Source organism: Kitasatospora sp. NPDC001539 (assembly GCF_040298565.1).
GTDB lineage: Bacteria > Actinomycetota > Actinomycetes > Streptomycetales > Streptomycetaceae > Kitasatospora.
Genome location: NZ_JBEPAK010000039.1, coordinates 24,624 through 36,807 on the forward strand (window position 1 = coordinate 24,624; position 12,184 = coordinate 36,807).

Annotated in this window: 13 protein-coding genes and 4 pseudogenes; 10 read left to right on the forward strand and 7 right to left on the reverse strand. The window is 67.8% G+C overall.

What is annotated here, in order from left to right:
* Window positions 1-31 precede the first annotated feature (31 nt).
* The 3 genes and pseudogenes from ABT247_RS09630 to ABT247_RS33635 form a co-directional block, all read left to right on the forward strand.
* On the forward strand, window positions 32-421 hold the full coding sequence (locus ABT247_RS09630; RefSeq protein WP_350740660.1) for a RidA family protein: 390 nt from the start codon (window positions 32-34) through the stop codon (window positions 419-421).
* 1,036 nt (window positions 422-1,457) lie between these two features.
* The gene (locus ABT247_RS09635) at window positions 1,458-2,198 is read left to right on the forward strand and encodes a hypothetical protein (protein ID WP_350740662.1); all 741 of its coding nucleotides are present in this window, start codon (window positions 1,458-1,460) and stop codon (window positions 2,196-2,198) included.
* Window positions 2,199-2,235: 37 nt separating this feature from the next.
* A pseudogene (locus ABT247_RS33635) lies at window positions 2,236-2,515 on the forward strand (ATP-binding protein); the annotation flags it as partial.
* A gap of 9 nt (window positions 2,516-2,524) precedes the next feature.
* Here the strand turns inward: ABT247_RS33635 and ABT247_RS09640 are convergent.
* Window positions 2,525-2,848 (reverse strand): hypothetical protein, encoded by a 324-nt coding sequence (locus tag ABT247_RS09640; protein ID WP_350740664.1) that lies wholly within the window; start codon window positions 2,846-2,848, stop codon window positions 2,525-2,527.
* Window positions 2,849-3,035: 187 nt separating this feature from the next.
* Window positions 3,036-3,617 carry a TetR/AcrR family transcriptional regulator gene (locus ABT247_RS09645; protein ID WP_350740666.1) on the reverse strand — a complete coding sequence of 194 codons (582 nt, stop codon included), beginning with the start codon at window positions 3,615-3,617 and terminating at the stop codon, window positions 3,036-3,038.
* A gap of 99 nt (window positions 3,618-3,716) precedes the next feature.
* On the opposite strand from ABT247_RS09645, the gene ABT247_RS09650 reads away from it, so the two are divergent.
* The 3 genes and pseudogenes from ABT247_RS09650 to ABT247_RS09660 all read left to right on the forward strand — a co-directional run bounded on the left by ABT247_RS09650 (window position 3,717) and on the right by ABT247_RS09660 (window position 6,082).
* Window positions 3,717-4,484, forward strand: coding sequence for an FMN-dependent NADH-azoreductase (locus ABT247_RS09650; RefSeq protein WP_350740669.1), 768 nt, complete (start codon window positions 3,717-3,719; stop codon window positions 4,482-4,484).
* A 7-nt stretch (window positions 4,485-4,491) separates the two neighbouring features.
* Complete coding sequence (locus ABT247_RS09655) at window positions 4,492-4,812, forward strand: DMT family transporter (RefSeq protein ID WP_350740671.1); 321 nt, start codon at window positions 4,492-4,494, stop codon at window positions 4,810-4,812.
* A 278-nt stretch (window positions 4,813-5,090) separates the two neighbouring features.
* A pseudogene (locus ABT247_RS09660) lies at window positions 5,091-6,082 on the forward strand (IS5 family transposase).
* Between the two features lie 19 nt (window positions 6,083-6,101).
* Here ABT247_RS09660 and ABT247_RS09665 read toward each other — a convergent pair.
* Both ABT247_RS09665 and ABT247_RS09670 read right to left on the reverse strand, forming a co-directional pair.
* Window positions 6,102-6,767, reverse strand: coding sequence for a hypothetical protein (locus ABT247_RS09665; protein WP_350740673.1), 666 nt, complete (start codon window positions 6,765-6,767; stop codon window positions 6,102-6,104).
* Window positions 6,768-6,924: 157 nt separating this feature from the next.
* The gene (locus tag ABT247_RS09670) at window positions 6,925-8,004 is read right to left on the reverse strand and encodes a polymorphic toxin-type HINT domain-containing protein (protein ID WP_350740675.1); all 1,080 of its coding nucleotides are present in this window, start codon (window positions 8,002-8,004) and stop codon (window positions 6,925-6,927) included.
* A gap of 10 nt (window positions 8,005-8,014) precedes the next feature.
* On the opposite strand from ABT247_RS09670, the gene ABT247_RS09675 reads away from it, so the two are divergent.
* Entirely contained in the window at window positions 8,015-8,665 is a 651-nt protein-coding gene (locus ABT247_RS09675) for a helicase associated domain-containing protein (protein ID WP_350740677.1), read from the forward strand.
* Here the strand turns inward: ABT247_RS09675 and ABT247_RS09680 are convergent.
* From ABT247_RS09680 to ABT247_RS09690, 3 genes are all read right to left on the reverse strand, one after another.
* Window positions 8,655-9,023: a hypothetical protein gene (locus ABT247_RS09680; protein WP_350740680.1), complete on the reverse strand. Its 369-nt coding sequence runs from the start codon at window positions 9,021-9,023 to the stop codon at window positions 8,655-8,657. The genes ABT247_RS09675 and ABT247_RS09680 overlap by 11 nt on opposite strands.
* A gap of 317 nt (window positions 9,024-9,340) precedes the next feature.
* A complete protein-coding gene (locus ABT247_RS09685; RefSeq protein ID WP_350740682.1) occupies window positions 9,341-9,955 on the reverse strand; it encodes a DUF6881 domain-containing protein in 615 nt (204 codons plus the stop codon).
* Complete coding sequence (locus ABT247_RS09690; RefSeq protein WP_350740684.1) at window positions 9,921-10,844, reverse strand: polymorphic toxin-type HINT domain-containing protein; 924 nt, start codon at window positions 10,842-10,844, stop codon at window positions 9,921-9,923. Before ABT247_RS09690 ends, ABT247_RS09685 begins: the two co-directional genes overlap by 35 nt.
* Here ABT247_RS09690 and ABT247_RS09695 point away from each other — a divergent pair.
* From ABT247_RS09695 to ABT247_RS09705, 3 genes and pseudogenes are all read left to right on the forward strand, one after another.
* Window positions 10,812-10,964 (forward strand): annotated as a pseudogene (locus ABT247_RS09695) (IS5/IS1182 family transposase); the annotation flags it as partial. The gene ABT247_RS09690 and the pseudogene ABT247_RS09695 sit on opposite strands and share 33 nt — an antisense overlap.
* 199 nt (window positions 10,965-11,163) lie before the next feature.
* A pseudogene (locus ABT247_RS09700) lies at window positions 11,164-11,343 on the forward strand (transposase domain-containing protein); the annotation flags it as partial.
* Window positions 11,344-11,458: 115 nt separating this feature from the next.
* The gene (locus tag ABT247_RS09705) at window positions 11,459-12,106 is read left to right on the forward strand and encodes an IS4 family transposase (protein ID WP_350740686.1); all 648 of its coding nucleotides are present in this window, start codon (window positions 11,459-11,461) and stop codon (window positions 12,104-12,106) included.
* The last annotated feature ends 78 nt before the right edge of the window (window positions 12,107-12,184 follow it).

The following is a 12,184-nucleotide window of genomic DNA, read 5'->3' on the forward strand; positions in this document are numbered from 1 at the left end:
GTATCGCTGCTGGTCACCTAGCGTTCAGCACATGACAGAGCGACGCCCCATCCTCAGCGGCTCGATGTTCGAGGAGCAGATCGGCTACGCCCGCGCGGTGATCGATGGTGACTGGGTCCACGTGTCCGGGACGACCGGATTCGACTACCCCACCATGACGATCTCCGATGACGTGGTGGAGCAGGCCGAGCAGTGCCTGCGCAACATCGAGGCTGCCCTGAACGAGGCGGACTGCACCTTCGCCGACGTCGTGCGGGTGCGCTACATGCTGCCCGACCGTACCGACTTCGAACTCTGCTGGCCGGCCCTGCGTCGCGCGTTCGGCGACGTTCGACCAGCCGCCACCATGCTCGAGTGCGGCCTCGCCGATCCCCGCATGAAGATCGAGATCGAGGTGTACGCCAGCCGCATCACCGCCTAGTCAGATTTCGGACGCAGGCAGGCACTCCCAGCCGAGGGCGGCCGGTCTGACACATGCCGAGCGGGTTGCCTCCCACGCCTGCCCCACCCTCTGGAGGGAACCGTCCCGGGGCTGGATTTGCCCACTGCTGCCGTGCCCCTCCGCCTCGAAAGCGCCCTTCCACCTGATCCGAGCTGCGACGACGTAGTCAGCGCTTGCACACCGGGCCCACCGCCCACCGGCAACGCGCGAGCTGCCACCGCGGTACGAGTCACCGGCCTTCCCGGCCGCCCCGCTCGCCGCCGCAGCCTTCCCGACGCGGCCGGCCTCATGCCGCTCGCCGGCCACGCCTCGGTGAACACCGTCGGGGACTGACCTTTCGGGGGCGATTCCGCCTCCTCACCGCGACGGCCCCCGTCCGGAACCACGCATCGTGTCCGAGGAATCCGAGGAAATCGCAGCGCCGCCTGCCCAGGACGCCCCCCTTCTGGCCCCCAGGATTTCGCAGGCCCTGAAGGCATTTACGCCCCTACGCCCGCTTACTCACCCATCGCCAATCCACCGCTCCCAAGGGGGAATCCACCCTGACCAGCCTCCGCCGGAGGCCGGCCCTCGCCGCAGCCACACTCCTGCTCGCCCTCGCCCTCGCCGTCCCGACCGCCGCCGGCGCCGGACAGGCTTCCGCCGCATCGGTGGCCACGTGGGACAAGGTCGCCGAATGCGAAAGCAGCGGCAACTGGCTCGTGGCCATCCCACTCACCGACGACGAACGAGCCGCCGTCGACGACGGCCGGGCCGCTCTGGACCAGCTACTGGAACGGCTTGGCGATGCCCCCACGCCGGCAGGGCCTACGCCACGTCAGATCGGTGTCCCAGCCACCGCGACACTCTTGCCGATCGTCAACGTGACCGCCAGTCCCCGAGAGCGCGGTCCGGGAGGTCCATGCTGAACCCACGACGGTCGCGGCCACTGGAGTTCGCGCTGCACTGAACCGCCTCGACCCGGTATCGTGCCGTCCTGCGAACCCACACCCTGTCTTGGGAAAAGAAGTGCAGGATGCACATCCTGGATGACCTCACCGGTCTTTCCTCTCGTGCAAAGAGTCTGCTTGAACGAACGGGCTGGCGGGATGATCCGCCGGAACCCGGGCTCTGCACCGAGTTCCTGCGGGTCCGGGACTGCTTCGGCCAGTTGGTTCCCACGCCCATGATGCTCGTGATCCGCCGGGAGGGATTCGAGCAGAAGTACGGCGGACTGCGCTACCAAGTGCGAAGCAGCTGCACCGTCGAGGGCGAACGCCGCGAGGTGCTTCGTGACTGGCACTACGACCTGGGCCAGGGCATGTGGTTCGGCTCCGCCGACGGCTGGTACTTCGATTGGTTCGGGGAACGTGTCTCCTCCCCAGTGCACTACTTGGTGCATACGGACGGACGAGTCGGGGCGGACGATGGAGGCGGCACGTTCCTCGAAATCGCCCCGTCCATCCCGGCACTCATCGAATCCCATGCCATCACCGACGCCGTCTCGACCTGGGACCGCACCATCGCCGAGGTCGACAGCTTCGCACTCGCCGAACAGCTCGACGGCCTCACCGACATTCCCGAAGCATCAGGCAGCACCATCCGATGGCGGCTCTCCGACAACGTCGCGGTCGAGGAGTTCCGGAACTGGAGCAGCGACGCGCCACGTCGTTGGCGCGCATTCATCTGGAGCCGAGGTGAAGCCGGCCGACGCCAGGTTGAAGAGGCCGCTGCTCGAGCGGCGGCCACACAGCAGACCCTGTCAGCCACCGGATGACGTCCGCTGCTTGACAGAGCTGATTCCACAGAATGATCCGGTTGACGTGGCCCTCGACGACTTCGCGATGCGTCAGCTGACCGCGGCCCAGGCCGATGACCTCTACGAACTGGTCTCCGAGCGGCAGGGACCCTTGCTGATCATCACCAGCAACCGGGCGCCCCAGCGACTGGTATCCCCTCTTCCCCAACCCCGTCGTCGCCGAGTCGCTGCTGGACCGGCTGATCAACACCAGCCACCAGGTGATCACGAACGGACCCAGCTACCGGCCGAGCAAGCGCCCCAGGAACCCCGGCGAGAAGTCCGCCAACAGCTAAGAGGTCGACTCAGTCGCTGGGTGCGGTGTCAGAGATGATGAGGCGAACCATCTGGTACCACACCTGCCACAGGCGGAGGTTGTCAGCTTCGTCGAGCTCCGGCAGGACCTGTTCCAGGTCGCAGAACCTTCGGTGCAGTGCTGCGCGCCGCCGCGCGTCGAGGAGCCCTTCGTTGCTCAGCCACGACGTCACGCACCCGGCGATGTCAGCATCCAGCATGACGAGGTCGATGCCTGCCCGTTCGGCTGTGTTGAGCCGGGCAGGCCACGTCTCCTGTCGGAGCTCCCGCAGGAGACGGGCGACCATGACTTGGGGGACGTCGGTTTCAGGCACAGCGGTCATCATCGGGGAGCCGTCACCGGAATGTCATCCGGGTTATGGCACAGGCCGGTCGACCGTTGAGTCGAGCCAGGGGGTGGGGAATTACGCGGGGAATTACGCCGACGCGACCCCTGGGGAATAACGCCGTCGTTCACACGAACCAGGGCTGATCTGCTGAAACGCTGCTGATCAGCCGAATTCACCCGAACTTCTCCGTGCCGCCGAGCATGCGGTGGGCGATGTGGTGGAGCGTCGCTTCGATGCGTTCGGGGGAGACGCCCTGGTCGCGGTGGCGGCGGTACAGCTCCGGGGCGAGGGGGGCCAGCAGGTGGTCGGCGAGGACATCGGGGTCGGGGGCCTGTGCCGCGGCGGCGAGCATTCGAACGTGGGCGCGCCAGAAGCCGTAGGCGCCGGTGGCCAGGCGGGCGGGTCCGGTCTCGGCACCGAGCAGCAGGTGGGAGTGGCGTTCGAGCAGGTCGACCATCGCCGAGTAGAAGGCGCTGAGGCGCTCGGTGGGGGTGGCCGCCGGTTCCGGGCCCAGCGGGCCTTCTCCGCGCAGGAGCTGTTCCTGGATCCGGTGTTCGTGGGCGTCCAGCAGCGCGCGGGCGATCGAGGCGCGGTCGGGGTAGCGGCGGTAGAGCGTGCCACGGCCGACGCCGGCCGCTTTGGCGATGTCGTCCATCGTCACGCCGGACGGGTCGCGGGTGGCGAACAGCCGCTCCGCCGCCTCCAGGATCTTGGCTCGGTTGCGGGCGGCATCGGCGCGTTCGACGGGCGGCATGGGGCCGATCCTATCAAGTGGACGCCGTGTCCACTTGAGGGTTAGCATCGAGACAAGCAAGCGGACATTGTGTCCACTTATCGCTCTTCCGGGGGTCCCATGCCGCAGCTGCTCCATCTCGACGCCAGCGCGCGCCGAGCTTCCCTCTCCCGCCGGATAGGCGCGGCGTTCGCCGACGCCTGGCGCGCCGCAACACCGCAGCACACCTACGTCCACCGTGACCTCGCGGCCCGGCCGGTGCCACCGATCGGTGAGGCGTGGACCACCATCTGCGACACCCTGCTGCGCGAAGGCATCGTCGAGCCCGCCCGCTACCGTGAAGCGGTGCGCACCGACGCCCAGCGCGAGGCCTGGGCCGTCCTCGAACCGCTGCTCACCGAACTGCTCACCGCCGATGTCGTCCTGATCGGCACCCCGATGTACAACTTCGGTGTTCCGGCCCAGCTCAAGCTCTGGATCGACCAGGTCACCTTCCCGAGGATGGACCTCCGGCCGCGGCGCTTCGTGATCGCCTCCGCCCGCGGCGGCTCCTACCGGCCCGGCACTCCGCGCGCGCCCTTCGACCACCAGGAGCGCTATCTGGTCGACTTCTTCCGCGGCCACTACGGAGTGGAGGACACTCTCGTGATCGGCGCCGAACTGGCGAACTCGACCGTCGACCCGGCCATGACCGAACGGCGTCCGCAACACGAACAGTCGCTGGCCGCTGCTCTGGCCGAAGCCATGGCGGCGGGGCGGCGGATGGCCCGCGAGGCGTCCGAAGTCCCCGCCGGCCGGTCACTGGCCGCCGCCCTGGCCGAAGCCGCGACCGCCGGGCCGCGGACGGCAGGCGAGGGATCCGAAGCTCCCGACGGCCAGGGGCGGTGAGGCGGGCGTGTCCTGGCTCCTCGTGATCGCCGCCGGCCTGGTGGAGGTCGTGTGGTCGCAGAGCATCAAGCCGACCGACGGCTTCACCCGCCCCGGCCCGACCGCCCTCTGCGTGCTGATCGGCGCACTCTCCGTCTATCTGCTGTCGCGGGCCATGCGCGACCTCCCGGCAGGGCTCGCGTACGCGATGTTCACCGGCATCGGAACGATCGGCGCCATCGCACTCGGCGCGGCCCTACGGCACGAGCCGCTCGGGCCGGGCCGAGCGGCCGCACTGGCACTGATCCTGTGCGGGCTCGTCCTGGCACGACTCACCGCTGCGGAGTGAGCATCGCTGCGGCCTCGGCCGGCGCCGCCGCGGGTCCCGCGGCGGCGGGCCTGCGGTGGCGGGGAGGTCCCCCCGAGGTGCGGAAGGTTGCCCGAGATGGCCTGATAGCTACGTGCAGTAGCCGGCCCGCGCTCGATGAAGCCGACCGGCGCCCCGCTGTTCCAGGCCGTGCGCGTGGTGGCCCGGCGGTCCCGCTTCGCACTAGGGCGCGTATTCGGTCGTGATCAATTTGGGGAATTCGCCCTCACGGCGAGGCCTGATCCGGTAGATCATGTCGTGTGACGCGCGCGCAACTGACTGATGCAGAGTGGGAGTTCATCGGGCCGTACCTGCCGATCGGCGAGTACGGCCCGTACCCTGAGCGGCTGCGGCAGCAGTTCGAGGGCGTGATCTGGCGGTTCAGGACGGGCGGGCAGTGGCGGGAGATGCCGGCGGAGTTCGGCGCGTGGTCGACCGTCTCCAACCGCTTCCGGCAGTGGCGTGACGCTGGCGTCTTCGAAGCCCTGCTGGAGGGCGCGATCGCGGAGGCCGCGAGCCGGGGTGAGGTGGACCTGTCGCTGGTCAGTGTGGATTCCACCACCGTTCGGGCTCACCACGACGCCGCCGGCATGCACTTGGGCTCCGATGCCATGGCGGCCCTGGAGAAGGCCGCCGATGAGGCGGAGAAGGCCCGGCAAAAGGGGGCGGTCCGGAGGCACAAGACGGACAGGACGCCGCAGACGAGGAGCGACGACGTATCCGGCGGCGGCGCGGGCTCCGCCTGAAGGCCGCGCTGCTCGGACGCTCCAGAGGCGGCCAGACCAGCAAGATTCACGTCGCCGGTGAGCGGAAGTGCCGCCCGCTGGTGTTCGTACTGACCGAGGGGCAGGCCGCCGACAGCCCGCAGTTCATCCCCGTGCTCAAGAAATTACGGGTCCGTGGGCCGGTCGGCCGTCCCCGCACCCGGCCCGACGCGGTCGCCGGGGACAAGGCCTATTCGTCCCGCGGCAACCGCGCCCACCTGCGCGGGCGCGCGATCAAGGCTGTCATCCCGGAGAAGAAGGACCAGGCCGCCAATCGGAAGAAGAAGGGCAGCCGGGGCGGCCGGCCCGTCAGCCCCGACGCCGACCTTTACAAGGAGCGCAACACCGTCGAGCGCCTGATCAACAGGCTGAAGGCCTGGCGAGGCATCGCCACCCGCTACGACAAGACACCCGCCAGCTACCTCGCCGGCCTCCACCTCCGTGGTGCGATGATCTGGATCAAAGACCTCACCAAGGCCGCTCCTTGATCACGACCGAATACGCGCCCTAGGAACCGTCGAGGGAGGGGCGAGCGATCCACTTCACGGAGGAAATCTCATCCAGGTGCTCGAGGGCCTGGGGTGTGGTCGCGGAGACGCTTACGGTGGAGAACCCGTCCCTGGTACGCCAGGGCGCCTTGAAGTCCATGGCCGGTGCGATGTCCGCGATCAATGTTTCACTCATGAAGGTCAGATGACCCGGACGCGGCCACTTCCAGCCCCCGAAGTCGACCTGGTCCAACGTCGACAATATCTCCGGAAGGACATCATTGGGCACCTGAGAGCACAGGCGACTGCAGTCCGCGGAATCGGCAGTCGCTGCGAGCGTCAAATGAACCAGAAACTCTGAGAGGGTTTCGGGGACCAGATCCCATTCGCCGCGCAATTCGGTTTCGTAGACGGCGTTCGGATCTGCTGCGTCGAAGGCCCAGAACCAGTCTCCGGTGGAGTCGGATGCGAACTCGGCCTTCCCCTCGTTCACTCGGATCTGCCGGGGGTCGTAAACGCGGAAGCCGGTCGCGCGGAGCTGCTCCCAGCGGTCCGCAAGGCCGTACCACTCCCTGAGTGGGTCGGGTAGCCACGCGCGGTCAACCTCGATGTGCTCCACGGGATCAGGCTGGCCGAACCAGTTGACGAGGAATTCAGCGAGATTGATGTCTGCCGGATCGATCACTCGATCATGATAGCGCAGGCGCGTCAGGGGCCATGGCCCCGAATGACAGAGCGCTTGCACGAAGATCTCCCGGATCGCCGTGCAAGCGCTCTGGCCCGACTCACCTTTCATGCAGTCCCGGGCCGATTGGGATTTCGGGACCACACGTCACGTGGTGCTAGTCGGCGCCGCCGATGTGAACCCGGTTCTCGATGCGTCCGGCCGCATTTCGCCAGATGACCATCAGTTTGGCGCCTTCCGGGAGAATGGCCCGCATGTTCTCAAGGTATCCGGTCACCCCGGGGCATGGTCCGTAAGCGGCACCCTCGGCCTTGTGCAGATACAAATACCCTTCTCTGGCGCCGGTGCTGCGCATGAGAGCAGCCGTCTGGTTCTCGAGGTGGTGGAAGTTCTTGTCGGGCGTTCCCGGCGGAGCCTCCCAATCGGGTCGGAGGTTGCGGCCGTCCCCACCGGAGGAGAGGTTGGAGGTGACGCCGTTGTCCAGCTCCGTGTGTCCGGACATGCCGCCGGGCTCCCTGAACCTGCCGTGCGCGTCCTTCGCCTTCTGGAGCCCCGCTTCCAGTGCCTCCGGGCACGGAAGCGAAACGTTGTGGACCAGGACCGGCGTGCTTCCGGCCTCCACGAAGTAGGTGTGGAGGTCGCCGACGGTGAAGTCGTAGGTGGTGGTGTCGGCGTGGAAGAGGTGGACGCCGGTGACCTGGGCGGTACCGGTGGGCGTCTGGAGGACGTCGCCGGGGCGGAGGTCCTCGGCGTCGACGAAGGCGGCCTGGGTCTGGTCGTAGAAGGGATGGTGGAAGGTGGCGTGGATGGTTCCACCGTCGGCGCTGACGGCCGGGGCGGCGGTGTCACCAGCGGTGCTGATGGCCGGGGCCGAGTAGGCGACCGGGGCGGTGGTCTCGGCCGCCTGGTGGTTGACGCCGATAAGGGTGACGGCGGCGATGGAGACGGCCAGGGCGAGGCCGGCACGCTGCCAGATCCTCTTGCCCAGTGGGATCCCGTCCTGCTTGGCCTGCTTGGCCTGGGCCGCTTGGGGGGTGCGCGTCGGGCTGGTGTGCTCCTTACTGGCCTTGTCGGCCCGGGTTGGGGTGATGGTGACGTCGGCGAAGTCATGGTCGGTGGTGGTGACGACGACACTGGTGACGGTGTGGGTCTGCGTCCCGTCTTGGCCGGGGACGGCGTTGGTGATCTGGTCGCCGATTCTGACCTGGTCGATCCGCTTGCTGCTGCCATCGGCCATCAGAACCGGGGTGGCACCGGTGAAGCTGCGGGCGTTCAACCCGAGGGCGACGGAGCGCCAGCGGATGCACGCCGTCGCCGCCCGGTTCCACCTCGAGCATGGCCACCTCGACCCCACCGACAAGACCCGCCACGGCGACCTGATCTCCTGGCTCGATCGCCAGCGGCACCTGAACGGCCAGCACCTCCTCGACCCGGCCCGGATCAACGAACTGGACGCGCTCGGCATGATCTGGTCCAAGCACGCCAACGCCTGGGAACGCGGCTACGCCTACGCCCGCGCCTGGTCCGCCCACCACGGCCACCTGGCGATCCCCGCCACCGAGAAGCTGGACGGCTACGCGGTCGGCGCCTGGATGCGCCGCCAGTGCAAGGCCGAGACCCTCACCAAGGGCCAGGTCGCGAAGCTGGACGCGCTGGACGAGCTGTGGCGCCTGGAACCGGACTGGAACCGCTCCTACCGCCGCCTGCTCGCCTACCTCGCCGCCCGCGGCACCCTCACCGGCCCCGCCAACCGCACCGGCGGCGAGGCGGACCCGACCTTCCGGCCCGGCACCTGGCTGCGCAAGCAGGCCAAGGCCCGCGCCGAAGGGAAGCTGACTGACCAGCAGACCACGCTCCTGGACGCCCTCACCCGGCACGCCGAGACCGTCACCGGCTGACCCACACGACACCGATCCCGCCGCCCCGGCCCCGCCCAGGCCGGGCCGGGACGGCCCACTCCTCGACATGCCCGGCCAGTGTCGATCGGGATGCTGCGAAATTCTCCCGCAGCAGATCGAGGCGCTCGGTGAACGCCGAAGGGTCTGATTTGCTGAGTGCCATGACCAGCGTTTCGGCTTCCTGCCAGGAAAGCTCCTGCTGAGCGAAGGCCCAATCCGACAGGGAACGCGGGGGCACTCCTCGTGCCTTCTCCAGATTGGTGTCGAACGTCTGCCAGAGCGCCTCCGCCTCCAGGTAAGGAGACCGGGGCGTCGGGTAGTACCTCGGCCACTGGGCCTCGCTGATTAGGATGGCCAACGGATGCTGTGCCCGCCTGCAGACAGACCGGGTCGTGCTCGTCGATGGTGTCTGCCGCCTGCCGATAGTCATCGAGGACGATCAGCGCCTCGTAGGGCGCAGGACGCCCGGCGAGAGAAGCCTCGACGACACTCTCCGCCGCGTCCTTGATCGGCAAATCCAGTGCAGCCAGGAGTGGCAGGAGGCAGAACACTCCACCGCCCAGGAGGCCCTGACCGCCCTGTCTCCTTGACTCCGGGCTGTCGCGACAGAGCCCCCGTCGAAGTGTGACTTCGACGGGGGCTCTGGGCTTGTTCAAGCAGCACTGCTATTCGAGATCAGTTCCCGATGAAGCCCCTGCTCCCTTCCTGCCAACGTTGTTCGAAGAATTCCGCAGACGTCTCCTCGACATGGAGATTGTCGTTGCCTTGGAGCTCCGCCAGCGACGGAACGCGTTCCGAGCTGAGCTTCACCTCGCCCTGCACCTGGCACTCCCGGTCAACGCGGATGAGTCGGCCATCCATGTACTGGGCCACCTTGCGCAGCTCGTGCCCGTCCGTCCCGATCTCCGTGACGAACTCGAACGGTTCGTCACCGTCTGCCGAGAGATCGATGGAGATCAGGTACCACGGCTTGGCCTCCGCGCCCTGCTTCAGCCGGAGTCGAGCCGCCAGCGTCTGCTGAGGCTGGAAGCCGCGATGGCGAACGCAGTTCGCCATCGACGGCTCACAAACGGGCCAGGTGCACTGGAGGCCGCACGGCCCGGACGGACGCCATCCGAGCGCCGTCGACACCTTCGACAGCTCAGCCCGCATCGCGGTTCCCGCCGGTGCCAGCTGATCGGCGCGCCGAAGGACCGCCATCGGATCACGCTCCCCGGAATCCAGGGCGCGCTCGTCCTCCCGCTGGGCACTGCGTTCACGTTCCGCGAAGTCGGCGACGACTGGCGGCATCGGCACCGGTGTCTGATTTCTCCCGAGCCCATTTGAATAGTGCACCAGTCCCAGTGGGCATACCGCCACCTCCTGCATCTGCAACTCGTGAACAGTAGACCAGGCAGCTGTTGACCTTAAAGTCATACGCACCCTGGCCGGCGCTGCCACGGTAAGATTGCCGTGCGTATCTGATTGCCTGGTTCGCATTTTCGAGATCAAACGTGGTGGACCCGACGTGTTTCATCCCGTCAGGAATCCCCTTGAATCGCATCGGCCTCAGGATCCCGCTAATTTCGTTGGCATGGGCGTGCTCATATGCACCACTCTGGCTGCGGATCTCAATATTGAAGTGGGGGCCTTCTTCTCCCTCATACGCATGTACCGTCGCAGTGCCACCGCAATTGTGCACCAGGACCGGCGTGTCCCCGGCTTCCACATAGTAGGTGTGGAGGTCGCCGACGGTGAGGTCGTAGGTGGTGGTGTCGGCGTGGTAGAGGCGGACGTCGGTGACCTGGGCGGTGCCGGTCGGCGTCTGGAGAACGTCGCCGGGGCGGAGGTCCTTGGCGTCGACGAAGGCGGCCTGGGTCTGGTCGTAGAAGGGGTGGTGGAAGGTGGTCTGGATGGTCCCACCGTCGGCGCTGACGGCCGGGTTGGTGGTGTCACCAGCGGTGCTGATGGCCGGGACCGAGTAGGCGACCGGGGCGGTGGTCTCGGCCGGCTGGTGGTCGACGCCGATCAGGGTGACGGCGGCGATGGAGGCGGCCAGGGCGAGGCCGGCAAGCTGCCAGATCCTCTTGCCCGGCGGGATCCCGTCCTGCTTGGCCTGGATCGCTTCCGGGATGCGCGTCGAGCTGGTGTGCTCCCTACTGGCCTGTGGAGCAGGGCCCGAGTGTGGGCCAAGCTCCACCGGGTCGTCCTCGACGAGCTCGGCGCGCGCGGCGAGCTGGACTGGTCGAGGTGCGCGGTCGACTCGGTCAACATGCGGGCCCTGAAAAGGCAAGGCCATGAAGTTACGGGTCGAGGCCGACACGTAACTGCGGCCTGATCTGCGCGAACGCCGGACGTGAGAAGCGGAGCCCGGTAGAACGACGTCTGCCAAGACAAGCCGTTCAACTTCGGGAGCTCCGCTGTCCGGTCAGTGTGTCATCACCCGCGAGATCGCGGTAGCCGAGGGCGTCTACGCGCCGGGCCATCTGGGCGAGTTGACCCAGATCGTGCCTTTCGAGATGGTCGATGCGGTCCTCGCCGAGTGCGCGGCCGTGCAGGAACGGCTGCGGAAACTCCCGGCCAGGGTCGTCGTGTATCTCCTGCTCGCGGCCGCACTGTTCGAGGAGTGCGGCTATCCGGCCGTCTGGTCGAAACTGACCGGTGCGCTCGGCGCGTTGCCGATACCGAAAGTCACCGCGACCGCGCTGTGGCACGCCCGCTGCCGACTCGGAGCACGTCCCCTTCGTGCCCTGTTCGACCTGCTCCGGACCTGCGAGCGCGGTCCGCACCACCGGGGCGCGTTGGGCCGGGCTGATGGTCGTCGCCATCGACGGCACCTACCTGGACGTTCCCGACACCCCGGCCACCCGCGCCCACCTGGGCAAGGGGTCGAACCGGTTCACCACCGCCGGCTACCCGCAGATCTGCCTGACCGCCCTGGTCGCCTGTGGCACTCGCGCCGTCCTGGACGCCGCCTTTGGGCCGCGCACCACCGGCGAGACCACCTACGGCCGACGCCTCCTGCGAACCCTGCGGCCAGGAATGATCGTTCTGCTGGACCGCGGCTTCGCCGGCAACGCTTTCCTCGAACACACCGCCGCCACCGGCGCCGCTTTCCTGGCTCGCCTCACCGCCATCCGCAAGCCACCCGTCCTGCTCCGCTTCGCAGACGGTTCTTTCCTGTCCCGCATCGGCACGCTGGAGGTCCGCATCATCGAGTGCGAGATCGCGATCGCCACCACGGCCGGACGGCACACCGGCGTCTACCGCCTGGCGACCACCCTGCTCGACCACCGCGCCCACCCCGCAATCGAGTTGGTCAAGCTCTACCACGAACGCTGGGAGGTCGAGTCCGCCTACTTCGAGATCAAGAAAACAATGCTGGGACGCCGGGTCCTGCGGGCCCGCACCATGCCCGGCATCGCCCAGGAGGTCTATGCCCTCCTGAGCTTCCCCCGTTGAGCGGGAGGTGGTGATTACCTGGTCAGGATGGGTTCAGGCAGTTCGACGGTCACTGGTTCGGCCGTCGCCTGGTTGGCG

Coding starts and splice junctions, on each gene's coding strand:
- ABT247_RS09630 (WP_350740660.1), top strand. CDS start 32: ATGACAGAGCGACGCCCCATCCTCAGCGGCTCGATGTTCGAGGAGCAG.
- ABT247_RS09635 (WP_350740662.1), top strand. CDS start 1,458: ATGCACATCCTGGATGACCTCACCGGTCTTTCCTCTCGTGCAAAGAGT.
- ABT247_RS09645 (WP_350740666.1), bottom strand. CDS start 3,617: ATGCCGCCCGTCGAACGCGCCGATGCCGCCCGCAACCGAGCCAAGATC.
- ABT247_RS09650 (WP_350740669.1), top strand. CDS start 3,717: ATGCCGCAGCTGCTCCATCTCGACGCCAGCGCGCGCCGAGCTTCCCTC.
- ABT247_RS09670 (WP_350740675.1), bottom strand. CDS start 8,004: ATGGCCGATGGCAGCAGCAAGCGGATCGACCAGGTCAGAATCGGCGAC.
- ABT247_RS09685 (WP_350740682.1), bottom strand. CDS start 9,955: ATGCCGCCAGTCGTCGCCGACTTCGCGGAACGTGAACGCAGTGCCCAG.
- ABT247_RS09705 (WP_350740686.1), top strand. CDS start 11,459: ATGGTCGTCGCCATCGACGGCACCTACCTGGACGTTCCCGACACCCCG.